This is a genomic window from Arthrobacter sp. 4R501, from assembly GCF_002929755.1.
Taxonomy (GTDB): Bacteria; Actinomycetota; Actinomycetes; order Actinomycetales; family Micrococcaceae; genus Arthrobacter.
Window position 1 is genome coordinate 26,076 of sequence record NZ_PJIW01000024.1, and the last position, 21,904, is coordinate 47,979.

A 21,904-nucleotide genomic window follows, 5' to 3' on the forward strand; every position below is an offset into this window, starting at 1 on the left:
GGGACGGAACGACGGCGACACCACGCGGGCGATAGCCTGAACGTTGAACCCAGCCCCACCCCGGAACGAGGATATCCCCATGATCACACGCACCGACGTCGACGAAGCCGCTGCCCGGATTGCGGGGAGGATCCGCGTCACGCCCGTGCTGGCGGCTGACCGAGGCCAATTCCCCGGCGAGGTGTGGCTCAAATGCGAGTTCATGCAGCACACCGGCACCTTCAAGGCGCGGGGTGCGTTCAACCGGGTCCTGGCCTGCCGGGAGCGCGGCGAACTCAAGGACGACGTCGGCATTGTGGTGGCCTCCGGCGGCAACGCCGGGCTCGCCAACGCCTACGCGGCCACGGAAGTGGGGGTCCCGGCCACGGTGTTCGTGCCCGAGACCGCCCCGGCCGTGAAGGTCAAGAAGCTCTGGGACATCGGCGCCAACGTGGTCCAGCGCGGCGCCGAATACTCCGAGGCCTACGACGCCGCGATGGCCTACGCCGCCGAGACGGGCGCGGTCTACTGCCACGCCTACGACCAGCCCGAGATCGCCGCCGGCGCCGGCACCATCGGAACCGAGCTGCTGGAGCAGCTGGGCGACGTGGACACCGTGGTGGTGGCCGTGGGTGGCGGCGGGCTCATGGCGGGCGTCGCGGCCGCCGTGGAAGGCCGGGCCAAAGTGGTGGGCGTTGAGTCCCAATCAACGCCCACCCTGCACGCCGCGCTCGCGGCCGGGACCCCCGTGGACGTGGCCGTCTCCGGGATCGCCGCGGACTCCCTGGGGGCCCGGCAGATCGGCCGGATCGGCTTCGACGTGGCCGTCCGTACCGGTGTCCGCGCCGTGCTGGTCTCCGACGAGGACATCGTGTCCGCCCGCTCCCTGCTGTGGGAGGAGTACCGCATCATCGTGGAGCACGGCGCGGCCACGGCTTTCGCCGCCCTGCACGCCGGCGCCTACGTCCCGGCCGACGGCGAACGCGTGGCCGTGATCCTCTGTGGCGCCAACACGGACCCCGCCACGGTCTGAGATTCTACTGGTCCGCCGCGACGACGTCCCTCCCGTTGAGCGGCTGGACCGGCCGGCTGTTGCCCGCGTGCGCCGCGTGCAGTGTGGCGAGCTGTCCGGCTCCCAGCTCAATGGGGGTCTCGAGGAGCAGCCAGCGCACGCCTTCCGAACAGGGCGGAGTGGTCAGGCTGCCGTCATACGCGAAATGATCCAGCGACGCCGGGAACAGAGCCGGGAAGTCCACGACGCCGGCCGCCACCCTCTGCCCTCCGGCTGCGGCGGGGACGCCGTCCGTAAACGGCGTCCACGCCGCATTGGTAGCCCCCACCGTGGCGAGGATCCCGACGACGGCCAGCCCGCCGTCGTCGGCCTGGTGGACGAAGTGGAACTCCGCTTCGTGCCGCACACCGCCCAGAGTGTGCTCGGACGGGGCGTGGAAATGCATCTGCTTGAAGGCGTACTGCTTGCCGCCAACCGTGATGCCCTGGCCCGATAGGGCGTGCAGCTCGGTGGTGTGACCGTTGTCAGTGACCTCGCCTTCCGAGGCGGAAAAGTCGACGGCGAGCGGTGCCGGGGAAAGGCCCGAACCGCCGCCGACGTCGATGGGGGACTGGGCGGTGCCGGACGAGCAGGAGCCGAAATCGGAACTTAAGGCGCCCCAGTGTTCGGGACCCTCGGCGCCGTCGTAGGACCAGGCATGGGGAGCTGCGGAGGCGGACGGCGAGGGTGCCGCGGCCCCGGCGGCGGACCTGCTGCAGCCGGTGACAAGTGCCGGCAGCCCCAGCCCGGATCCAACTATCAAAGACTTCCTGGTCATTACTGTGGCGCTGCGCATTTCCATCCTTCGGGTCGTGTAGATCCTCACCGGCGAGCCCGGTGCGGACCTACGACGACTACCACGGGGGCCGGTGGCAGGTCTTGTCACAGATGCCCACCGCAGGATGTGACTCGCTGTCCTTCCCGGAAGTCAGGGCGCCTTGCCGGCGCCGGACGCGTCCCTGTCTTCTGTGGCCAGAGGGGCTGCCGCGGCGGCCGGCACTTCGGCACCGAAGCTGCCGAGCAGGGTCAGGGAATCGGCCGACGGCGAGTCCGGCTTCGCTGAATACACCCGCAGCACCTGGTCTGAATCGTCGGGAAGCGTCAGGTCTTCGAAGTTCAGTTCCAGGTCCCCGACGACGGGATGGTGCAGCCGAACACTGCCTGCGGACCCCGTTGCCAGCCGGTGTCCGGCCCACCAATGCCGGAAGCGTTCGCTGTGTACTGCGAGTTCGCCGACGAGTTGATTGGCCTGGGGGTCGTTGGGGTGCCGGCCGATATCCGCGCGCAGGGTCCCGACGGCTTCGGCCGCCACGGTCTCCCAGTCCCGGAAGAGATCGTGGGAGCGCGGATCGAGGAAGATCCAGCGGGTGAGGTTCCGCTCCGCCGCTGGCATGGCCGGGAATTCCGCAAGCAGAAGGAACGCCAGGCGGTTGCCGGCCAGAACATCTGTGCGGCGGCCCAGGATCAGGGCGGGAACGTTGCCCACGGCGTCCAGGAGTTGGCGGAGAGCCGGCCGAACAACCTGTTCCGGAATGGGTGAATGCTGGGACTTCGCGCAGTTCTCCAGAAGGTCGAACATGTGCGCCTGCTCGCCAGGATCCAGGCGCAGGGCCCGCGCCACTGAATCCATCACCGCCCGGGACGGGTGGATGTTCCGGCCTTGTTCGAGCCGGGTGTAGTAGTCGGTGCTCACGTCCGCAAGGCGCGCGATTTCCTCGCGTCGCAGCCCGGGGACGCGCCTGCCACCGGTGGTCGCGGCTATCCCGGCCTGCTCCGGCGTCAGCCGCGACCGCATTGCCTTCAGGAACTTTCCAAACTCCGCGCTCTGACCCATGCCTTCCATTGTCCAAGCCGGCGTCCCCGCTTTCCAGTGACGAAGGTAGGACTGCCAGTCCTAGGAAAAGGAGGGAATGGCATATCTGCTGACACGGCCTGCCGGCGTGCCTAGCGTTGAATGCATAACCCCGCCCGTGCAGGGCTGTTCGAGCAAACAACACAACCACCGGAAGAACTCATGATGTCCCAGCCACAGGAAATTACCATCCCCACCGTGACCCTCAACAACGGCGTCCAGATCCCGCAACTCGGCTTCGGCGTATTCCAGGTCCCGCCGGAAGAAACGCAGCGCATCGTCGAGGACGCCCTCGAAGCCGGCTACCGCCACATCGACACTGCCGCGGCGTACCGGAGTACCTGGACCTCTACCTGATCCATTGGCCTGTGCCCGCACAGGGACTCTTCACGGAGGCTTGGAAGGCCATGGAACAGCTGTACGCAAAACAACCAGATCCGCGCCATCGGCGTTTCGAACTTCCTGGCTGCCCACCTGGACATGCTCCTGCCGGCGGCGGATATTGTCCCGGCCGTCAACCAGATCGAAATCCACCCCGCCTTCCAGCAGCAGGAACTGGCGGCCAAGAACCGCTCCCTAGGCATTGCGGTGGAGGCATACAGCCCGTTGGGGCAGGGTGCCGATCTGGCAGCGGCCACCGTGAAGTCCCTTGCCGCGAAATACGGTGCCACACCTGCCCAGATTGTGCTCGCGTGGCATCTGAGCCAGGGCACCATCGTCATCCCGAAGTCGGTCCAGGCCGCACGCATGCGGGAAAACCTGGGCGCTGCCGCCGTGTCGCTGACGCCCGCGGAGGTAGCCGAAATCACGGAACTGGAGTCCGGCGCCCGCACCGGCGGGGATCCCGCCATTGCCGCGCACAGCCAAATGTAGCCAATCCGCACCAGGGAAGTGCGAAACCAAAAGAGCCCCACCGAACAAGAAGAGAACCATGGATAATTCGCTGATGATGGCTTGGGCAGTCATCCACCTCATAAACAACGACAGCCGCAGTGCCCTGCCCGATGCCCCCGTTGTGGCACCACGACAAGCCGGACGCGCACGTAGGAGACTGGCCCGTTTCCAGCGGCGGCTGGCCAGTCTCCTGCACGAAGTCGCATGGGCAATCGAACCTGAACCGCGGACGGCTACTGAGCCCTGACCGTGAGTTTCTGGGGAGGGGAGGCGGGCTTGCGGCTACGCATGCCGGTGCCCGGATCGCTCTGCGGCGATCGTGTGGATGAGTCTTGCGGCCGTGCGTGCCGTGCGGGAGTCGATGTCGAACCTGGGGTTCAGTTCGACGACGTCGACGACGGCGAGCTTGGGGGAGCGGGCCAGCTGGCGGCATACGTCCAAGACGACGGAGAGCGGAACCCCGTACGACGCCGGTGCGCTGACACCGGGGGCGACGTACGCGGGGAGGACGTCGAGGTCGATGGTCAGGTAGACCACGTCCACGGAGTCGATGAAGTCCTGCGTGAACTGCCGGACCTGCTCAGTCCTGGACTCGGTGCATTCCTCGTCCAGGAGGTACGTGACGCCGAGCTCCCGGGCTGTCTGGAACAGGGCCTCGGTGTTGCCGGGCTGGCTGATGCCCACCACCGTGTAGCTGAACCCGTGGCCCAAGGCTTGCTCCGCTTCGGCCACTTGCCGGAACGGTGTTCCCGAGGACGGGATGGCCTCCGCTCGGAGATCGAAATGCGCGTCCAGGTTGAGGATGCCGATCCGGCGTCCACCGGTGACCTGGCTGGCGCGGAGGCCCGTGTACGTGCCGAAGGCGGTTTCGTGGCCGCCGCCAAGGATGACGGGCAGGTGGCCCGCGTCCAGGGCCTGGCGGACGGCCGCACCGAGGCGCTCCTGGCCGTCCTCGAGGTTTCCGTCCACAACGCTGGTGTCGCCAAGGTCGTGGACCAGGAGTTCCGCCGGCGCCGCCATGGGTGCCAGAGCGGAGCGGATGCTTGCGGGACCGTCGACGGCGCCGACCCGGCCTTTGTTCCGGCGGACGCCTTCATCGCTGCGGAACCCAAGGATGGCGATTCCCGTGGTGCCGGCCTGGGCCGTGTTTACTGCGTGGTGCCAGCGCCGGTGCTCTGGGCCGTGGCCGTCGTCGCGGCCCGTCCACGTGTGCTGGGTGGTGGGGTTGGTCATCGGGATCCTTCTCCGTGTCCGAGCGCCAATGCGGCGTCACGGGTGCTTGCTATGAGTTGCTTTTCGCGCCGGACCGCCCGGTCCGCCGGAGCCATGGTGCTGACGGCACCCAAAAGCCGTCCGCCGTCGTCGAACACGGGGAAACTGACGCCCCAGACGCCCGCATCCACCGCCCCGTAGCTGAGGCCGAAGCCGCGGCCCTGGACGAGCTGGAGCTCGTGGTTCAGGTTGTCTGCGTCCTCGGAGCTGAGTCCGAGCCCGGCCACGATCCTGCTCTGCTCCTGGGGGTCCAGGTGTGCGAGCAGGGCCATGGCGCTGGCGCCCTTCAGCAGGGGGAGCGAGCGGCCCGGCGAATAACTGCAGCGCAGAATCTGCGGGCCTTCGATGGCATCCACGCACAGTGCTTCCGCACCGCGGACCACCAGATAGGCGGCCAGCTCCTGGGTTTCATCCGAGAGCAGCTGTAGCTGCTCCGAGATGCGGCCCTTGACCATGGCCTCCTGGTGGAAGTTGGCGGCGAGGCGCAGGGTTTCCGGGCCGGCGCTGTACTGGCCGCGGCGCCTGGCCTGCGTCACCAGCCCGGACTGCACCAGCAGTGTCAGGTGCCGGTACACGGCGCTGGCGGGGATGCCCGTTGTTTTGCTGATCTGGGCTGCAGTCAGAGTCCGGTGCCGCGCGAATTCGAGCAGGATGTCGACGAACCGCGAGGCGTTGCCTTCCGATATCACGGACTGGCTCGGATCTGTACGCATAAGAGCGACGTTAGTGGCTGGAATCACAGACGGCATTAAAAAGTTCCCATGGCGTGGGAATTTATTTTCCGCGGGGTGGGAATGGGCCGTTAACGCGAAATCGCCGGAACCATGTCCGGGTCGCAAATTTGCAGCGACCCGGTATGGTTCCAGCGATTTCTGCGGCCAGCCGGTAGAGCCAGCCGGTAAGCGGCGGCCGGTAAGCGGCGGCCTAGGTCAGCTTGATCTGGCGGTTCATGTCCTTGTAGAGCAGGTAGCGGAACTCGCCCGGGCCACCCGCGTAGCAGGCCTGCGGGCAGAAGGCGCGCAGCCACATGAAGTCGCCGGCCTCCACCTCGACCCAGTCGTTGTTGAGCAGGTACATGGCCTTGCCCTCCAGTACGTACAGGCCGTGCTCCATAACGTGGGTCTCCGGGAACGGGATTACCCCGCCCGGCTGGAACGTCACGATGTTCACCTGCATGTCGTGGGCCAGGTCGCTGGAATCCGTGAAGCGGGTGGTCTTCCAGGCGCCGTTGGTATCCGGCATCGCCGTGGGTTCCACCTCGGCATCACTGGTGACGAAGGACTTTGCCTCGTAGCCCTCCAGCCGCTCGTAGGCCTTGCGGATCCATTGGAAGGACACAATGTCGTCGGAGACGTTCTCCAGGCCCCAGGTGGCGCCGGCGGCCAGGTAGGCGTAGCCGCCTTCCTCCAGCTGGTGCAGTTCGCCGTCGAGGGTCAGGTTGACCTTGCCCTTGGTGACAAAGACAACGCCCTCAACGCCGGGCTCAAACTCGGCCTTCGGAGCGCCGCCGCCGGGGCCAATCTCCACGATCAGCTGCGAGAACGTGGTGGCAAACCCGGAGATCGGGCGGGCCAGGATCCAGGAGCGGGTGTTGGAGAAACCCGGCAGGGTGCTGGTCACGATGTCGGTCATAACGCCCTTGGGGATGACCGTATAGGCCTCCGTGACGATGGCCCGCTCCGTGGTGAGGTGCGTCTGCGGCGGCAGCCCGCCCTGGGGGTAGTAGTACTTGCCCATCATTGGATCCTTACTTTGAAGTGGAGTGTGCCAGCCGCGGGTGCGCCAGTGCGGTCAGCTGGGAAAGTTCGACGCCGGCGAGCGCCTGGACCTCTTCGGTCCCCACTGCGCCGCACTGGACGCCGCGCAGGACGAAGGCGGCCAGGGCCCGGGCGGTGGCGGGTTCGTCCATGACCCCGCCTTCGGTGCCGTCTGCGTTATCTCGTTCCACGTAGGTGCGCAGGCGTGCCGCGGCGGCGGGAAGCCCTTGCCGGTAGAACGCGTACGTGGCGGCGAATCGGCTGGGCAGCTGGGTTGCGTGCAGGTCCCAGCCCTGGTAGTAGCCGCGCTCCAGCGAGCGGCGGACGAGGCGTCCGTGCAGCTTCCAGGCATCCTCGACGGCGTCGCCGACGGGGATGATGTTGGTGGAGCCGTCGGAGAGGCGGATGCCCGTTCCGGCGACGGCCAGCTGCATGACTTCCTTGGCGAAGTCCGCCACCGGGTGCTCCATGGACTGGTACTCGGCCGAGATCTGCAGCGATGCGGAGTAGTCGTAGGTACCGTAGTGCAGGGCGCTGATGCGTCCCGGAACCACGTGCGGCAACTGCGCCACGGGGGAGGTGCCTTCCGGTCCGAGGATCAGCTGCGGCGTCTCCACCTGGACCTCGAAGCGGAGCCGGCCAGCGGGAAGCCCGTGGACTTCCTCCAGACGGGACACGGCGAAGTCCATCGCCTGGACCTGGGCCACGGTGGTGACCTTGGGCAGGGTCAGGATGAGTCCGGCAGGAAGTTCGCCGGCCTGGGCGAGCGTGGAGACGAACAGGTCCAGTGTCTTCAGGCCGCGGGCGCGGGTGGGCGCCTCGAAGCACTTGAAGCGGATGCCGATGAACGGCGGCGCGGTGCCGGCCGCGACGGCGGTGGCCACAGCGTTGGCCGCTGCGACCGCTGCCACGTCCTCTGCCTCATTGCCGCGGTCGCCGAAGCCATCCTCGAAGTCGAGGCGAAGGTCCTCGATCGGTTCCGTGCGCAGCTTCGCGCCGACCCGTGCGGCGACGGTGGCAGCCAGCTCCGGCTCCTGGCCCAGCAGCGCGCCGAGCTTCTCGAGCCCGCCGTGAGCCTCCGCCGTCGTGAGCGCCTGGGCACCCCAGTCGGCCGCGAACGACGGCGTGAAACGGTCCGCCGGCACGTACACGGTGTGCACGGGCTGGCGGGTGCCGTCGTCGCCCGGGTAATTACGTTCCAGCAGCTGGTCGGTGGCGGCCAGCTGTGCGTCGATGGCGGCGAGGTCCGCCGCGGAGAGCGACGGCGTGGGGGAGACCGCCATGACTCAGCCCACCAGTTCGTAGGCCGGAGTGGTGAGGAAGTCCGTGTAGTCCTCGGAGAGGCAGATCTCGGCGATCAGCTTGCTGGCCGGCTGGTAGTACAGGCGGAAGGCCTCGTCGCCGAATTCGGTCCGGAGCCGTTCCGTTTCCTCGCCCAGGATCTTTTCGACCAGTTCGCGGGTGACGGTGTTTCCGGTGTCGGCGAGGACGGACTTGTTGCGGATCTGCTGCCACACCTGCGAGCGGGAGATCTCGGCCGTGGCGGCGTCCTCCATGAGGTTGTGGATGGCCACGGCGCCGTTGCCGGAGAGCCAGACGGCGGTATAGGCGACGGCAACATACAGGTTCAGGCGCAGCCCGCCCTCGGTGACCTGGCCGTCAGCCGAGGCGATGTCGATCAGCTGGTCAGCGGTAACCGAAACCTCGGGGCGCTGCTTGTCCAGCTGGTTGGGGCGCTCGCCGAGGACGGCGTCGAACACCTCGCGGCAGGTGGGGACCAGGTCCGGGTGGGCCACCCAGGAGCCGTCGAACCCGTCGTTGGCCTCGCGGGACTTGTCCGCACGGACCTTGGCGAAGGCGGCCTCGGTGACCTCGGGGTGCCGGCGGTTGGGGATGACGGCGGCCATGCCGCCCATGGCGAAGGCGCCGCGCTTGTGGCAGGTCTTCACCAGCAGCTCGGTGTAGGCCCGCATGAATGGAGCAGTCATAACCACCGAGGCTCGGTCCGGGAGCACAAACTCCTCGCCGGCGTCGCGGAAGTACTTGATGATGCTGAACAGGTAGTCCCAGCGGCCGGCGTTCAGGCCCGAGGCGTGGTCCCGGAGTTCGTAAAGGAACTCGTCCATTTCGAAGGCGGCCGGGATGGTTTCGATCAGCATGGTGGCGCGGACGCTGCCCTGCGGGATGCCGAGGAAGTCCTGGGCGAACACGAAGACCTCGTTCCAGAGGCGGGCCTCGAGGTGCGATTCCATCTTGGGCAGGTAGTAGTACGGGCCGTGGCCGTTGAGCAGCAGCTGCTTGGCGGTGTGGAAGAAGTGCAGGCCGAAGTCCACCAGCGCACCCACGGCGGGTTCGCCGTCGATCAGCAGGTGCCTTTCCGGCATGTGCCAGCCGCGGGGGCGGGCCACGACGACGGCCAGCGGCGCGTCGGTGCGGAGCGTGTATTCCTTGCCTTCGGGCGAGGTGTAGGCCAGGGTGCCGGTTGCGGCGTCGCGCAGGTTCCGGATGGAGTCGATGACGTTGGGCCACGTGGGCGTGCTGGCGTCCTCGAGGTCCGCCAGCCATACCTTGGCGCCGGAGTTCAGGGCGTTGATGGCCATCTTGGCCGGGGTGGCCGGGCCGGTCATCTCGACACGGCGGTCCTGCAGCGCGGCGGGCGCCTCGGCGACCTTCCAGTCGCCGTCGCGGATTCCCTGCGTCTCCGGGAGGAAGTCCAGGCGGCTGGTGCGGGCGACGCCGTCGCGCTTGGCCTGGCGGGCCTCAAGCAGCTCGTTGCGCGTTCCGGCGAAGCGCCGGTGCAGCTCCTCGACGAAGGCCAGGGCCTTGGGCGTGAGGATCTCTTCGGCGCGGGCGACCGGCTGGCGGTCGGTAACAGTGATAGCCATATTCGTAAGTCCTTTTCTAGAGAGCGCGGGCGGCGTGAGCGGCGCCTGCCACTGCGGCAGCCACATCGGCGGCTACATGAGGATCGAAGACGCTGGGGATAATGTAGCTCGCGTTGAGCTCGTCGTCAGCTACCCGGTTGGCGATGGCGTCGGCGGCGGCCACCAGCATCTCTGGCGTGATGTCGCTCGCACCGGCGTCGAGCAGCCCCCGGAAGAAGCCCGGGAAGGCCAGCACGTTGTTGATCTGGTTGGGGAAATCGCTGCGGCCCGTGGCCACCACGGCGGCGTACTTGGACGCGATGACAGGGTCGATCTCCGGCGTCGGGTTGGCCATGGCGAAGACGATCGCATTCTCGGCCATGGCGGCGACCTGCTCCTCGCCGATCACGTGCGGGGCGCTGACGCCGATGAAGACGTCGGCGCCGGTCATGGCCTCGTGCAGGGTTCCGGAGAAGCCTTCCTCGTTGGTGTTCGCGGCAATCCAGGCGCGGTGCTCGTCGTCGTACTGCTCGCCCGAGTGGATGGCTCCGGAGCGGCCGGCGGCAACGATGTGCTGCGCGCCCTGGGCCTTGAGGAGCTGGATGATGGCCGAGCCGGCGGCGCCAACGCCCGAGACAACAATGCGGACCTCGGGGAGCTTCTTGTCCACCACGCGCAGGGCGTTGTGGAGGGCCGCGAGGGTGACGATGGCCGTACCGTGCTGGTCATCGTGGAAGACGGGGATGTCGAGTTCATCGCGCAGGCGCTTCTCAATTTCAAAGCAGCGCGGCGCAGCGATGTCCTCAAGGTTGATGCCGCCGTAGACGGGCGCCATGGCCTTGGCGATCATGATGATTTCCTCGGTGTCCTGGGTGTCCAGGCAGACCGGCCAGGCGTCAACGTTGGCGAACTGCTTGAACAGCGCGGCCTTGCCTTCCATAACGGGCAGCGCCGCGGAGGGGCCGATGTTGCCCAGGCCCAGGACGGCCGAACCGTCGGTGAGGACGGCGATGGTGTTGCGCTTGACTGTCAGGTTGCGGGCCGCTGCCGGGTCCTCGGCGATCGCGAGGCAGACGCGGGCGACGCCGGGCGTGTAGGCACGGGAGAGGTCGTCGCGGTTGCGCAGGGCTACCTTGGGGACCACCTCGAGCTTGCCGCCGAGGTGCATGAGGAAGGTGCGGTCCGAGACGTGCTGGACCGTGACGCCGTCGAGCGCGTTCAGGGCGTCCTTGACGCGGGCGGCGTGGTCGTCGTCGGTGGTGTTGCAGGTGACGTCCACAACCAGGGTGTCGTGGTGGGATTCGGTGACGTCAAGCGCCGTGATGGCTGCACCGGCTCCGCCGACGGCGGCAGCGAGTTCACTCGTGGCGGTGAAGCTGGACGGCGCCGCGACGCGCAGGGTGATCGAATTTCCGGGGCTCGGGTTCGCCATTGAATTTCCTCCTCGTGGGGTCCGTTCCCGGACCACTCATGCAACCTAATGTTTTCGTATTATGGATATTATTATCTGCAAAGTGGAAATGCAACCCCCTGACGGTCATGTTTGGGGGCATCGCGTCCGGCCCGGCGGTGCTGTATGTTGAGTGTTCTAAGCAACTCTTTTCACGATGTGGATAAGAGTTGTCAGAATCTGAGCCCCAAGGAGGCAACGGAATGGCTGAAAAAGCCTCCGGAGGCGTGCAGTCCGTCGAGCGCGTCTTCGAACTGCTGGAACTCATCACGGACGCCGGCGGAGACGTGACGCTCAGCGAGCTCTCCTCCTCCACGGACCTGCCCCTGCCCACCATCCACCGCCTGCTCCGCACGCTGGTCTCGCTTGGCTACATCCGCCAGCTGCCCAACCGCCGCTACGCACTGGGCCCCCGGCTGATCCGGCTCGGCGAAGGCGCCAGCAAGCAGCTCGGAGCCGTGGCCCGCCCGCAGCTGAAGAACCTCGTGGAGCGCCTCGGCGAAACCTCCAACATGGCCGTGCTGGATTCGGACATGGTCATCTACGTGGCCCAGGTGCCGTCCCTGCACTCCATGCGCATGTTCACCGAGGTGGGCCGCCGCGCCCATACGCACGACACCGGCGTCGGCAAGGCGATCCTGGCCCAGCTGGACGACGACGTGGTGCGTGGCATCGTGGCCCGTACCGGTATGCCCACCCCCACGGCCAAGAGCATCGGCGACATAGATTCCCTCTTGGCGGACCTCAAGCTGATCCGTGAGCGCGGCTACTCCATTGACGAGGAAGAGCAGGAGCTTGGCGTGCGCTGCTTCGCGATGGCCGTGCCCAACGCGCCCACCCCTGCCGCCATCTCGGTCTCCGGGCCGATTAGCCGTGTGGACCAGAGTTTTGCAGACCGCGCCGTGCCGCTGCTGCGCCAGGCCGCGATGGCGATCTCGGCGGAGCTCAACCAGAACTGATGCGTCCCGCAGTCGTCAGCCCTTAACCACAACAGCGCGAACGGACACTTGGGGCCCTGGAATCTGCGGATTCTGGGCCCCAAGTGTCCGTTCGCGCTTGGGGTTGTGGGTGGTGGGGTGACGTCAGTGGTCAGACTTCGACGACGACTCCACCGGGACTTCCTTGCCTTCGGCGTCGATCAGCTTGCCGCTTTCGTAACGGTCGCCGTCGGCCAGGATCTTCAAGTCGGCTTCGGTGACCACCCGGGCGGTGCCGGCCACAAACACTGACTGGTTCTCCGAGTTTCCGGCCTTGAGGTGGTTGAAGAGCAGGTTCAGCAGGATTGCCATGACGGCGGCGGAGCTGATGCCCGAGTGGAAGATGGTGGAGAACCAGGACGGGAACTGGTCGTAAAACTTCGGGGCCGCAATCGGGATCATGCCAAAGCCGATGGAGGCGGCCACGATGACCAGGTTCATGTTGTTTTTATACTCCACCTTGGCGAGCGTGCGGATGCCGCTGGCGGCCACAGTTCCAAAGAGTACGACGCCGGCACCGCCCAGGACGGGTGTCGGAACCGCTGCAACCACCCGGCCAAGGATGGGCAGCAGGCCCAGGATCACCAGGATGAGCCCGCCGGCGCTCACCACGAAGCGGCTCTTGATGCCCGTGATGGCCACGAGGCCCACGTTCTGGGCGAAGGCGCTCTGGGTGAAGGAGTTGAACAGGGGCGAGATGGCGCTTGAGAGCATGTCGGCACGCAGGCCGTCTCCGATGCGGCGTGAGTCCACCTTGGTGTCCACGATCTCGCCGACGGCGATGATGTCCGCCGAGGTCTCGGTGAGCGTCACCAGGATGACAATCAGCATTGAAATGATCGCCGCGATCTCAAAGGTCGGCAGGCCAAAGGCGAACGGCGTGGGGAAGGCGACAACGTCGCCCTGGCCCACTTTGGAGAAATCGGCCATGCCCGTGAACAGCGCGATCACGGTGCCGATCACCATGGCCAGCAGGATGGACAGGCGGGAGATGGCGGCGTTGCCCACCTTGCTCAGTAGCAGGACGATGCCCATGGTGGCCGCGGCGAGGCCGATGTTGGCCACGCTCCCGTAGTTCTCGGCCTTGGCGTTGCCGCCCATGGCCCAGTTGGCGGCGACCGGCATGAGGGTCAGGCCGATCGTGGTGATGACCGTGCCGGTGACCACGGGAGGGAAGAACTTGATGATTCTGGAGAAGAGCGGCGTGATGGCCAGGCCGATCAGGGACGCCACAATCACGGAGCCGAAGACGGCCTGGATGCCGCCGCCGCCCTGGACGATGGCCACCATGGTGGAGACGCCGGCGAACGAGACGCCCTGGACCAGCGGCAGCTGCGATCCGAAGAACGGGATGCCCACGGTCTGCAGGATGGTGGCGAGGCCGCCCACAAACAGGCAGGCCGCGATGAGCAGGCCGATGTCCGTGGCGGACATGCCGGCCGCGGCTCCGATGATGAGCGGCGGGGCGATGATGCCGCCATACATGGTCAATACGTGCTGGAAGCCGTACGCGAACGTGCTTCCGATGGAGAGGCGCTTGTCCTCGGGGCGGGCCGCGGAACTAGTCGGCGCGGGCCGGGAATTCTTCTTGCTGTTCATGGCAGACTTTCTTGGTTCATGGCAGACGCCTTCGTCTGGCTAACAATGTCTGGCTAACAATTTGGGGGATTTCGACGGGCTCAATCACCGGAGACGTGCCCAACCACCGGGGTTGTCCGGTGGTTGAGCCCGTCGAAACCCAGGGTCCCGACGGGCTCAATCAGCGTGGGCAGATCAGCAGAAGCCGGCGATGCCGTTCCAGGCGGCGGGGGCCGTGCCTGAGTTTTCGCGCTGGACCGTGGCCTCGATCAGGCCGTAGGGGCGGTCCGCGGCGAAGAAGACCTCGTTGGGGTTGTCGAGCCCGAACGGGCTGAGGTCAACCAGGAAGTGGTGCTTGTTGGGCATCGAGAACTTGATCTCGTCCACTTCGCCGTGTGCTTCCAGGACCTTCTTGCCCATGTCGAACAGGGTCTGCTGCAGGGCGTGGGAGTAGTTCTCCGTGAAGCCCTCGAGCAGCAGGGCCTTGATGTCCTCGTAGCTCTTGTTGAAGTCCGTGGCCGTGTGGTCCAGGCCCGTGCTGTAGCGCCAGCGGGCGGAAACATCCGTGGCCAGGATGCGGTCCGTGGTCTCGGGCAGGGTGGTGTACTTGTCTCGCGGGTAGCCCACAAAGCCGGACTGGGTGGTCTTCAGGACGGTCAGGTCCTTGAGCCCGGAGATCAGGTGCGTGGTGTTGCCGTCCCGGACCACGACGGCGGTACGGACTTCCTGCCCGTTCCGGACAAAGCTGTGGTCGTGTTCGGAGCCGTGCGACTGGATGCGGTCCCAGGTGTAGGACTCGGCTTCCCAGCGGCCGCCCGTAACCCAGTCGAAGCCTGACGTGAAGTGCTCGCTGAGGCGAAGAAGGAAGGCTTCGGGGGAGCCGACGCCCGCCCGGGCGAAGGCGTAGATGGTGTTCTTCTGGGTGTCCGTGGCGACGACGTGGGCGTTGTCGCCTTTGAGGTGCGCAGCCTCGAAATCGCCGCGCAGCTGCGAGGTGACGTTCAGGTCTTCGATCTGGTGGCGGTCGGTGTCGCGGGTGACTTTGACGACGCGGACTTCTGCCTTGCCGTACTGGTTGTCGCCGAGGACGATTTTGTTGCTCATGGTCATATCCCAACTTCTGCGAGGTGGAACCTTTACGGTCCACCAACGAAATTAAGCGCGTATTTCCAACGCGTTTCTGGTGGAGCCGACCCAACAAAAAAGAGCCGGCATCCATTGATGCCAGCTCATTACGACCCTGCCTGCTGCTCCCAGGTTACGTGACCTGCGCCACGAAGTGAAAAAAGCGTAGCCCACTCCTGGCAGTGGTGTACATCACCTCCTGGGAATTGTTATGTACTTTCCGATTGTGACCGCCGGGGGCGCGTCCCTGCGGCCGAGGTCTTGACGCGGATCCCGGGCGCTCATAGAATTTCCACATAACAATAAAAGTTTTCCGAAGTGCGGAAAAGCCAAACAGCAAGAACGAGGAGGAACAGATGGACTCGAAGGATAAGAACAACGTCGTGGATTTCCCGGCCCCCGGCCAGGAGCTGTACCTGCCGTTCGGCGCCACGGATCCCGACTTCTATATTCCGGCCGACTGTGACCGTGCAGGCGGGTTCTCCCGCTGGATGCGCGCGCTCCCGGTATTCGGCCGGCAGCGTCCCTAAGAGCTCCATCCCCAGCAGCCCCTCTCCTCGCAAGCTCGGACAGGGAACCCTGCGGCTGTGGGCCCTGTTCAGGGCGGACTCTGCGCAACAGAGCAACGGGCGGGTGGCACCTGGGGAGGTGCCGCCCGCTTTTGCGTGCCCCGTGGTCTGCGCCGCCGGGCCCTGGCTGTGCGCCGTGGAACGCGCGAAAGGCCCCATGATGCGGATATGCCCTGTCGCTACCGATATTCCGGTAGCGACAGGGCATCTGCGCGTCGCCTGCCGATTTCCGCGTCGTCGGGAACGGACGCAGCCCGCAGCCTGCCCTGGCCTAGCCGTTCACGAGCTTCCGCGCCGCAGCCGAGTGCTCCGCAATGAGCCCGGCGACGTCCAAGCCCAGGATCTGCCCGTCCACCACGCGCCATTGCCCGCCCACCATCACCCGGTCCGCGCGGTCGGCGCCGCACAGCAACAGTGCCGCAATGGGGTCGTGGCTCCCGGAGAAGCGCAGCTCGTCGAGGCGGAAGAGTGCCAGGTCGGCCTGCATCCCTGGCGCCAGTTGACCGATATCGGAGCGCCCCAGCACGGCTGCCGAGCCCCGCGTCGCCCAGCCGAGAGCGCGCTCCACCGGCACGTCCGCACCGTAGCGCAGCCGCTGCAGATAGAGCGCCTGCCGGGCCTCGAGGATCATGTTGGAGGCATCGTTCGACGCCGATCCGTCCACTCCTAGCCCCACCGGGACCCCGGCTGCCTCGAGTTCCAGCACGCGCGCGGTGCCTGACGCGAGCCGCATGTTCGACGTCGGGCAGTGCGCGACGGCTGTGCCCGCGGCGCCCAGCCGGGCGATCTCCTCGTCGTTGAAGTGGATGCCGTGGCCCAGCCAGGTGCGGTTGCCCAGCCAGCCGACGCTTTCCAGATAGTCCACGGTTCGTAAGCCAAACATCGAGTGGCAGAAGTCTTCCTCGTCGACGGTTTCGGCGAGGTGCGTGTGCAGCCGGACGTCGAGCCGCTCGGCCATCAGGGCACTCTCGGCCATGATCTCCTTGGTCACCGAGAACGGCGAACACGGGGCCAGCGCAATCTGGATGACGGCACCGTCGCCGCGCTCGTGGTACTTCGAAATGAGGCGTTCGCTGTCCGCCAGGATGACCTCCGGCCGCTGCACGGTGGACTGTGGCGGCAGGCCGCCGTCGTCCGTTCCCAACGTCATGGAGCCGCGCGTGAGCGTGGCCCGCATGCCCAATTCGCGTACGACGCCGACCTCCACGTCGATTGCGCCCTCGAGTCCCGCGGGGAACAGGTAGTGGTGGTCGGCTGCCGTGGTGCAGCCGGAGAGCAGCAGCTCGGCCAGGGCCACCTTCGCCGCGAGTTCCAGGCTGTCCGGAGTCAGGCGCGCCCAGACCGGGTAGAGGTTCTGCAGCCAGGGGAACAGCGGGGAGTTGGCCGCCGGACCCCAGGCGCGCGTGAGGGTTTGGTAGAAGTGGTGGTGCGTGTTGATCAGGCCCGGCATCAGAACATGCGCGGAAGCATCGAAGACGGAGGAGCAGGGTGCGGACGGCTGCCCGCCGGCCGGAACCAGCTCGGCGATGATGCCGCCACTGACCACGATGCCGCCGCCGGCGTCGAGCCCGTTGGCGGTGAAAGCGGCGAGCGGGTTCTTGATCCAGAGCCTGGACGGGGATGGGGCGGTGGACGGGACTGGGGATGGGATGTGCGGGTGGGCCATGGATGGCTCCTTGTCTGGTCGGCAACAAATGCGTTCCAGCTCAGTGATGCCCTGTCTGCTGATCCAGGATGCCGGTCTGCCCATGGGTAGCCGGTGGCAATCAGCGTAGGACGCACGCGGAAGCGCGTCAATGTGACCCGCTTGAAACCTGAATTTCACATCACGAAATTAAGTTTCCAGAAAACTATGGCGCTGCTCACACATCCGGTGCTAATCTCGATCTTGCCAAAGGCGGGCACCCGGACTCCGGGAAGCTATCTACCAGGCGAACCTTCAAAAGCACATGCTGAAGCCTGGTAGCCGTATCACTGGCGCGTCCCCGACTCAGGGTTACTGGGCTTCCTTGCCACTAAGGAAGTCGCAAAATGAGCACAACCGTCACGGCCGAACATTTCCTGGCCGCATCCATAAATCTGGCAACAGCCAACGTCCTGGACAGCGGCGGCCCGTTCGGCGCCGTCGTTGTCACCGCGGATGGCCGGGCCTTCGAAGGCGTCAACAGAGTCACCGCCACGAACGACCCCACGGCCCACGCCGAGGTCACCGCCATCCGCAATGCCTGCCGCGAGCTCGGCACCTTCGATCTCAGCGGAGCCACCCTCTACACGAGCTGCGAGCCCTGCCCCATGTGCCTGGCCTCGGCCCTCTGGGCCCGGATCGGCAACGTGGTCTTCGCCGCCGACCGGCACGACGCAGCCTCCGTGGGCTTCGACGACGCCGTCTTCTACGAGTACTTCGAGAACGAGGACCGGGATGCACTGATGCCGGTCACCAAGCTGGAACTGGGCGACCCCCAGGCTCCCGCCATCCTGGAACCGTTCAACACCTGGAACACGCTCGATTCCAGGATTGACTACTAGGATCCGGTGGCTGACATGACAATCCTGGACCCCGCAGAAATGCGAACCGCAGCTGAAAAGCAGGCTGCGCCCGAAGGCGCAGAGCACACGGCGGCACCCCGGCCCCCGGCGTCGAAATCCTTCCTGGATAGTTTCTTCCAGATCACCAAGCGTGGCTCCACGCTGGCCCGCGAATTCCGCGGCGGCATTGTCACGTTCTTCACGATGGCCTACATCGTGATCCTCAACCCGCTGATCCTCGGCGGTTTCTCGGCCGAGAACGCCCCCACGGACGTCGCCGGCGGCTGGCTCTCGGCAGCGCAGGTGGGGGCCGTTACCGGGCTCACCGCCGGCGTTATGACCATCGTGTTCGGCCTCGTCGCCAACCTGCCGTTCGGGCTCGCGGCGGGCCTGGGCATCAACTCGTTCCTGGCAGTGGCCGTCATCCAGGACGTCACCTGGCCCGAAGCCATGGGCCTGGTGGTCATCAACGGCATCCTGATTGTCCTCTTCGGCGCCACGGGTGCCCGGACGGCGATCTTCAAGGCAGTCCCCAAAGAACTCAAGGCCGCCATCACCGTCGGCATCGGCCTGTTCATCGCCTTCATCGGCTTCGTCGACTCGGGTTTTGTCCGCCCCACCAAAGGCGGCCCGCCGGTCCAGCTCGGCACCGACGGCTCCATCACCTCCATCCCCACCCTCGTCTTCATCGTCGGCCTGCTGGTCATGGGAATCCTCGTGGCCCGCAAGATCCAGGGCGGCCTCCTGATCGGAATCGTCGCCACTACCGCCCTCGCCGCCGTCGTCGAGGCCGTTATGCACATCGGACCCGGCAGCGCCGACAACCCCGGCGGCTGGCACCTTAACGTGCCCGTGCTCGCCGGCCAGCTGGTCTCCGCCCCGGACTTCAGCCTGGTGGGCCAGTTCGATCTCTTCGGCTCGTTCGCAAGGATCGGCGGCCTCGCGGCCACCATGCTGGTGTTCACCCTGGTGTTCACCAACTTCTTCGACGCCATGGGCACCATGACCGGGCTCGCCAAGAGCGCCGGAGTGGCGCACAAGGACGGCACGTTCCCCAGGCTGAAGTCGGCCTTCATCGTCGAAGGCATGGGTGCAGTGGTGGGCGGCGGAACGTCCGGCTCGTCCAACACCGTCTACATCGATTCCGCGGCCGGCATCGGCGAAGGTGCCCGCACCGGCCTGGCCTCCGTGGTCACCGGAGTGCTGTTCCTGGGCTCGATGTTCTTTACGCCGCTGACCTCGGTGGTGCCGCTCGAAGTGGCGGCTGCCGCCCTGGTGGTGGTGGGTGCCATGATGATGGCACAGATCCGCGAGATCAAGTTCAGCAAGTTCTCGATCGCACTGCCGGCCTTCCTGACCATCATCACCATGCCGCTGACCTACTCGATCGCCAACGGCATTGGCGTCGGATTCATCTCCTTCGCGGTCATCAGTGCGGCGTCCGGCCGGGCCAGGAAGGTCCATCCGCTCATGTGGGTGGTCACCGCGGGCTTCATCATCTACTTCGCCCGCGGGCCGATCAACGCCCTTCTGGGCGCGTAGGTCCCGGCGCAACCGCCCATTCGGGCGCCTTAAACGGCGGTCCATCCGCACCCACCGCATCGAGTAGGCGTCCGCCGCCGTGGTCCACCGCACCGGAACCCACGACGGCGGGCGGCGGTGGAGTGCGGCTGGGCCGTCACGGACCGGGGCGGGATTAGAGGCCCCGCCCCGGTCCCCTCAAACAACTCCCCTGACTTTCCCTCTACACCAGCAAGGAATGAGATTATGAGGCAAGACCGCGCTCTGTTCCGGACAGGCTTCCCGTCCGGGACCTCAGTGGTAAAGGACGTGTTGCCATGCTGGACCTAATACCTTCACTGGGAGGCTGGCGGCCCGCGGTCTCCGGCCAGCGCTGCGCCGTCGCCACCATCGTGGCCGCGGGCGGCTCCGTGCCCCGGCCGCTCGGCACGTCCATGCTTGTGTCGGAACACGGGGACGTCCTGGGCAGCCTCTCCGGTGGCTGCGTGGAGGGCGCCGTAGTGGACGCCGCCCTTGCGGTAATGCGCGACGGCGGCAGCCGCCTTGAGTCGTTCGGCTACAGTGCCGAGGACGCGTTCGCCGTCGGACTCTCCTGTGGAGGAGAGCTGGAAGTCCACATCCAGCCGCTCGGATCATCGCTGGAGGCCATGGACTTCGCCATACTGAACAGCCTGGCGGGCCGCCACTCCATCACTGCCCTGGCGCTGATCCGCAGGCTCGACGCCGGCGGGGGAGCCGTCGTCGTGCAGGATCCTGTGCGGTTCCGCGCCATGGAGTCCCCGGAACTTGCCCGGCTGGTGGGTGATCATCCCGCTACCGTTTACGCGGCAGCCGCCCAGCTCGAGCCGCTGCTCCAAGGCGGCCGCGCCGGTTTGGTCCGCGTGGCACCACCCGACGGCTGCTCCGACAGCCGGGACCAGACCCACCCCGAACCCATCACCCTGTTCGTGGAAAGCCGGCTCCCGGCCGCGCGCATGCTCATTTTCGGAGCCAACGACTTCGGCGCCGCGCTGCTCCCGGCCGGGAAACTGCTGGGCTATGACGTCACCCTGTGTGATGCCCGGCCGGCGTTTTCGAACCAGGGTCGCTTTCTCGCCGCCGACCAAGTGGTCACGGACTGGCCGCACCGCTACCTTGCCGCAGAAGCAGCCGCAGGACGCGTGGACGGCCGGAGCGTGGTGTGCGTGCTGACCCACGACCCCAAGTTCGATATCCCGCTGCTGGAAACCGCGCTTGGCCTGGGCCTCGCCTATGTGGGCGCCATGGGTTCGCGGCGCAGCCACCGCCAGCGGATCGACGCGCTGCTCGCGGACGGCACGCCGGCGGAAGCGCTGGAGCGGCTCCATTCGCCCATCGGCCTGGATCTTGGCGCGGTCACGCCTGCCGAGGTCGCCGTGTCCATTACGGCCGAGATTATCGCCTCCCGCGGCCGGGCAGGACGGGGCAGCACCACGCCGGCGCCGCTCAAGGCGCCCTCGCTCAAGGACGTCAGCGGCCCCATCCACCCCACATCAGAACCCCGCTCCACCCACGCACCCCGCCAGGAGGACCCATGGACATGAACACCATCGAGGCCGTCGTGCCCACGACGGACCCCGCCGAATGGCGCGACGGCGATGCCTGGCTGGCTGGCGGCACGGTCCTGTTCTCCTACGGGAGTACGGTCCTGAAGCGGCTGCTGGACCTTGGCCAAGCGGGTTGGCCCGCCGTTACCGTGAGCGATGCAGGGATTGAACTGGCCGCCACGTGCACCGTCGCGGAGCTCTACGCCCTCCCGGGTTCGGACGAAGTTGCCGGCAGGGAGTGGCCGGGCCTGGACCTGTTCCGTCCGTGCTGCGACTCCTTCGTGGCATCGTTCAAGGTCTGGAACATGTCCACCGTGGGCGGCAACCTGTGCACCTCGCTCCCGGCCGGGCCCATGATCTCGCTCTGCGCCGGGCTGGACGCCACCGCCACCATCCTCGGCCCCGGCGGCAGCAGCCGCACGGTCCCGGTGGCCACGTTCATCACCGGGGACGGGCAAAACAGCCTGGCACCCGGCGCGCTCCTGCGCAGCATCCATCTGCCGGCGTCGGCCTTGTCCGCGAAGGTGGCCTTCCGGCGGCTCTCGCTCAGCAACCTCGGCCGTTCCGGAGTCCTGCTGATCGGCCGGCGGGACGCCGACGGCGGCCTGGTCATCACAGTCACCGCCGCCACCAAACGCCCCGTGCAGCTGCGGTTCACCGCTGCCAAGATGGCTGGCCCCGCCGCCCTGGCGGCCGCCGTCGGGAAGGCCATTCCCGCGGAGCTGTACCACGACGACATCCACGGGCTGCCCGAGTGGCGCCGGGACATGACCCTCCGGCTTGCCGAGGAGATCCGTGCGGAACTGCTGGAGGAACGGCTCACCGTGTCGGGCGATTTCTGGACGGGCCGGCCGCACGCCACCTCGCCGCAGCCGAGCGCGCAACCCGACACAGCGCAGAACAAGCAGCAGAAGGAGGCCTGAG

18 protein-coding genes and 1 pseudogene are annotated in these 21,904 nt (G+C 66.8%); 8 read left to right on the plus strand and 11 right to left on the minus strand.

Going from position 1 to position 21,904, the window contains the following annotated elements; genetic code table 11:
• Window positions 1-79 precede the first annotated feature (79 nt).
• The gene (locus CXR02_RS19515; protein WP_104063492.1) at window positions 80-1,012 is read left to right on the plus strand and encodes a threonine/serine dehydratase; all 933 of its coding nucleotides are present in this window, start codon (window positions 80-82) and stop codon (window positions 1,010-1,012) included.
• Between the two features lie 4 nt (window positions 1,013-1,016).
• On the opposite strand, the gene CXR02_RS19520 is transcribed toward CXR02_RS19515, so the two are convergent.
• Window positions 1,017-1,826, minus strand: coding sequence for a carbonic anhydrase (locus tag CXR02_RS19520; RefSeq protein ID WP_181037296.1), 810 nt, complete (start codon window positions 1,824-1,826; stop codon window positions 1,017-1,019).
• Between the two features lie 132 nt (window positions 1,827-1,958).
• The gene (locus CXR02_RS19525; protein WP_104063518.1) at window positions 1,959-2,864 is read right to left on the minus strand and encodes a helix-turn-helix transcriptional regulator; all 906 of its coding nucleotides are present in this window, start codon (window positions 2,862-2,864) and stop codon (window positions 1,959-1,961) included.
• Between the two features lie 183 nt (window positions 2,865-3,047).
• On the opposite strand from CXR02_RS19525, the pseudogene CXR02_RS19530 reads away from it, so the two are divergent.
• Window positions 3,048-3,755, plus strand: a pseudogene (locus tag CXR02_RS19530) (aldo/keto reductase).
• Window positions 3,756-4,058: 303 nt separating this feature from the next.
• On the opposite strand, the gene hutG reads toward CXR02_RS19530, so the two are convergent.
• The 6 genes from hutG to CXR02_RS19560 all read right to left on the minus strand — a co-directional run bounded on the left by hutG (window position 4,059) and on the right by CXR02_RS19560 (window position 11,101).
• Window positions 4,059-5,009, minus strand: a complete 951-nt coding sequence (gene hutG / locus CXR02_RS19535) for a formimidoylglutamase (RefSeq protein ID WP_104063494.1) — start codon at window positions 5,007-5,009, stop codon at window positions 4,059-4,061.
• Window positions 5,006-5,761, minus strand: a complete 756-nt coding sequence (locus tag CXR02_RS19540; protein WP_181037297.1) for an IclR family transcriptional regulator — start codon at window positions 5,759-5,761, stop codon at window positions 5,006-5,008. The genes hutG and CXR02_RS19540 overlap by 4 nt, the downstream gene beginning before the upstream one ends.
• 211 nt (window positions 5,762-5,972) lie before the next feature.
• The gene (locus CXR02_RS19545) at window positions 5,973-6,785 is read right to left on the minus strand and encodes a bifunctional allantoicase/(S)-ureidoglycine aminohydrolase (protein WP_058931199.1); all 813 of its coding nucleotides are present in this window, start codon (window positions 6,783-6,785) and stop codon (window positions 5,973-5,975) included.
• Between the two features lie 10 nt (window positions 6,786-6,795).
• On the minus strand, window positions 6,796-8,088 hold the full coding sequence (locus CXR02_RS19550) for an aldolase (protein WP_104063496.1): 1,293 nt from the start codon (window positions 8,086-8,088) through the stop codon (window positions 6,796-6,798).
• A 3-nt stretch (window positions 8,089-8,091) separates the two neighbouring features.
• On the minus strand, window positions 8,092-9,690 hold the full coding sequence (gene aceB / locus CXR02_RS19555) for a malate synthase A (RefSeq protein WP_104063497.1): 1,599 nt from the start codon (window positions 9,688-9,690) through the stop codon (window positions 8,092-8,094).
• A 16-nt stretch (window positions 9,691-9,706) separates the two neighbouring features.
• Window positions 9,707-11,101, minus strand: coding sequence for an NAD-dependent malic enzyme (locus CXR02_RS19560; RefSeq protein ID WP_104063498.1), 1,395 nt, complete (start codon window positions 11,099-11,101; stop codon window positions 9,707-9,709).
• A gap of 221 nt (window positions 11,102-11,322) precedes the next feature.
• Here CXR02_RS19560 and CXR02_RS19565 point away from each other — a divergent pair, with 221 nt between their 5' ends.
• The gene (locus CXR02_RS19565; protein ID WP_104063499.1) at window positions 11,323-12,078 is read left to right on the plus strand and encodes an IclR family transcriptional regulator; all 756 of its coding nucleotides are present in this window, start codon (window positions 11,323-11,325) and stop codon (window positions 12,076-12,078) included.
• A gap of 123 nt (window positions 12,079-12,201) precedes the next feature.
• On the opposite strand, the gene CXR02_RS19570 is transcribed toward CXR02_RS19565, so the two are convergent.
• The gene (locus CXR02_RS19570; protein ID WP_104063500.1) at window positions 12,202-13,695 is read right to left on the minus strand and encodes a nucleobase:cation symporter-2 family protein; all 1,494 of its coding nucleotides are present in this window, start codon (window positions 13,693-13,695) and stop codon (window positions 12,202-12,204) included.
• Window positions 13,696-13,869: 174 nt separating this feature from the next.
• Window positions 13,870-14,784 (minus strand): factor-independent urate hydroxylase, encoded by a 915-nt coding sequence (gene pucL / locus CXR02_RS19575; protein WP_181037298.1) that lies wholly within the window; start codon window positions 14,782-14,784, stop codon window positions 13,870-13,872.
• A gap of 371 nt (window positions 14,785-15,155) precedes the next feature.
• Here pucL and CXR02_RS22485 point away from each other — a divergent pair, with 371 nt between their 5' ends.
• The gene (locus CXR02_RS22485; RefSeq protein ID WP_167349832.1) at window positions 15,156-15,329 is read left to right on the plus strand and encodes a hypothetical protein; all 174 of its coding nucleotides are present in this window, start codon (window positions 15,156-15,158) and stop codon (window positions 15,327-15,329) included.
• 310 nt (window positions 15,330-15,639) lie between these two features.
• Here the strand turns inward: CXR02_RS22485 and CXR02_RS19580 are convergent, their stop codons facing one another.
• Window positions 15,640-17,034 carry an 8-oxoguanine deaminase gene (locus CXR02_RS19580; protein ID WP_104063501.1) on the minus strand — a complete coding sequence of 465 codons (1,395 nt, stop codon included), beginning with the start codon at window positions 17,032-17,034 and terminating at the stop codon, window positions 15,640-15,642.
• A 365-nt stretch (window positions 17,035-17,399) separates the two neighbouring features.
• On the opposite strand from CXR02_RS19580, the gene CXR02_RS19585 reads away from it, so the two are divergent.
• From CXR02_RS19585 to CXR02_RS19600, 4 genes are all read left to right on the plus strand, one after another.
• Complete coding sequence (locus tag CXR02_RS19585; RefSeq protein ID WP_104063502.1) at window positions 17,400-17,894, plus strand: nucleoside deaminase; 495 nt, start codon at window positions 17,400-17,402, stop codon at window positions 17,892-17,894.
• Window positions 17,895-17,909: 15 nt separating this feature from the next.
• On the plus strand, window positions 17,910-19,436 hold the full coding sequence (locus CXR02_RS19590) for an NCS2 family permease (RefSeq protein ID WP_258061136.1): 1,527 nt from the start codon (window positions 17,910-17,912) through the stop codon (window positions 19,434-19,436).
• A gap of 296 nt (window positions 19,437-19,732) precedes the next feature.
• Complete coding sequence (locus tag CXR02_RS19595) at window positions 19,733-20,977, plus strand: XdhC family protein (protein ID WP_104063504.1); 1,245 nt, start codon at window positions 19,733-19,735, stop codon at window positions 20,975-20,977.
• Window positions 20,968-21,903 (plus strand): FAD binding domain-containing protein, encoded by a 936-nt coding sequence (locus tag CXR02_RS19600; RefSeq protein WP_104063505.1) that lies wholly within the window; start codon window positions 20,968-20,970, stop codon window positions 21,901-21,903. The genes CXR02_RS19595 and CXR02_RS19600 overlap by 10 nt, the downstream gene beginning before the upstream one ends.
• The last annotated feature ends 1 nt before the right edge of the window (window position 21,904 follow it).

Coding starts and splice junctions, on each gene's coding strand:
- CXR02_RS19515 (WP_104063492.1), top strand. CDS start 80: ATGATCACACGCACCGACGTCGACGAAGCCGCTGCCCGGATTGCGGGG.
- CXR02_RS19520 (WP_181037296.1), bottom strand. CDS start 1,826: ATGCGCAGCGCCACAGTAATGACCAGGAAGTCTTTGATAGTTGGATCC.
- CXR02_RS19525 (WP_104063518.1), bottom strand. CDS start 2,864: ATGGGTCAGAGCGCGGAGTTTGGAAAGTTCCTGAAGGCAATGCGGTCG.
- hutG (WP_104063494.1), bottom strand. CDS start 5,009: ATGACCAACCCCACCACCCAGCACACGTGGACGGGCCGCGACGACGGC.
- CXR02_RS19540 (WP_181037297.1), bottom strand. CDS start 5,761: ATGCGTACAGATCCGAGCCAGTCCGTGATATCGGAAGGCAACGCCTCG.
- CXR02_RS19545 (WP_058931199.1), bottom strand. CDS start 6,785: ATGGGCAAGTACTACTACCCCCAGGGCGGGCTGCCGCCGCAGACGCAC.
- CXR02_RS19550 (WP_104063496.1), bottom strand. CDS start 8,088: ATGGCGGTCTCCCCCACGCCGTCGCTCTCCGCGGCGGACCTCGCCGCC.
- aceB (WP_104063497.1), bottom strand. CDS start 9,690: ATGGCTATCACTGTTACCGACCGCCAGCCGGTCGCCCGCGCCGAAGAG.
- CXR02_RS19560 (WP_104063498.1), bottom strand. CDS start 11,101: ATGGCGAACCCGAGCCCCGGAAATTCGATCACCCTGCGCGTCGCGGCG.
- CXR02_RS19565 (WP_104063499.1), top strand. CDS start 11,323: ATGGCTGAAAAAGCCTCCGGAGGCGTGCAGTCCGTCGAGCGCGTCTTC.
- CXR02_RS19570 (WP_104063500.1), bottom strand. CDS start 13,695: ATGAACAGCAAGAAGAATTCCCGGCCCGCGCCGACTAGTTCCGCGGCC.
- pucL (WP_181037298.1), bottom strand. CDS start 14,784: ATGACCATGAGCAACAAAATCGTCCTCGGCGACAACCAGTACGGCAAG.
- CXR02_RS22485 (WP_167349832.1), top strand. CDS start 15,156: ATGGACTCGAAGGATAAGAACAACGTCGTGGATTTCCCGGCCCCCGGC.
- CXR02_RS19580 (WP_104063501.1), bottom strand. CDS start 17,034: ATGGCCCACCCGCACATCCCATCCCCAGTCCCGTCCACCGCCCCATCC.
- CXR02_RS19585 (WP_104063502.1), top strand. CDS start 17,400: ATGAGCACAACCGTCACGGCCGAACATTTCCTGGCCGCATCCATAAAT.
- CXR02_RS19590 (WP_258061136.1), top strand. CDS start 17,910: ATGACAATCCTGGACCCCGCAGAAATGCGAACCGCAGCTGAAAAGCAG.
- CXR02_RS19595 (WP_104063504.1), top strand. CDS start 19,733: ATGCTGGACCTAATACCTTCACTGGGAGGCTGGCGGCCCGCGGTCTCC.
- CXR02_RS19600 (WP_104063505.1), top strand. CDS start 20,968: ATGGACATGAACACCATCGAGGCCGTCGTGCCCACGACGGACCCCGCC.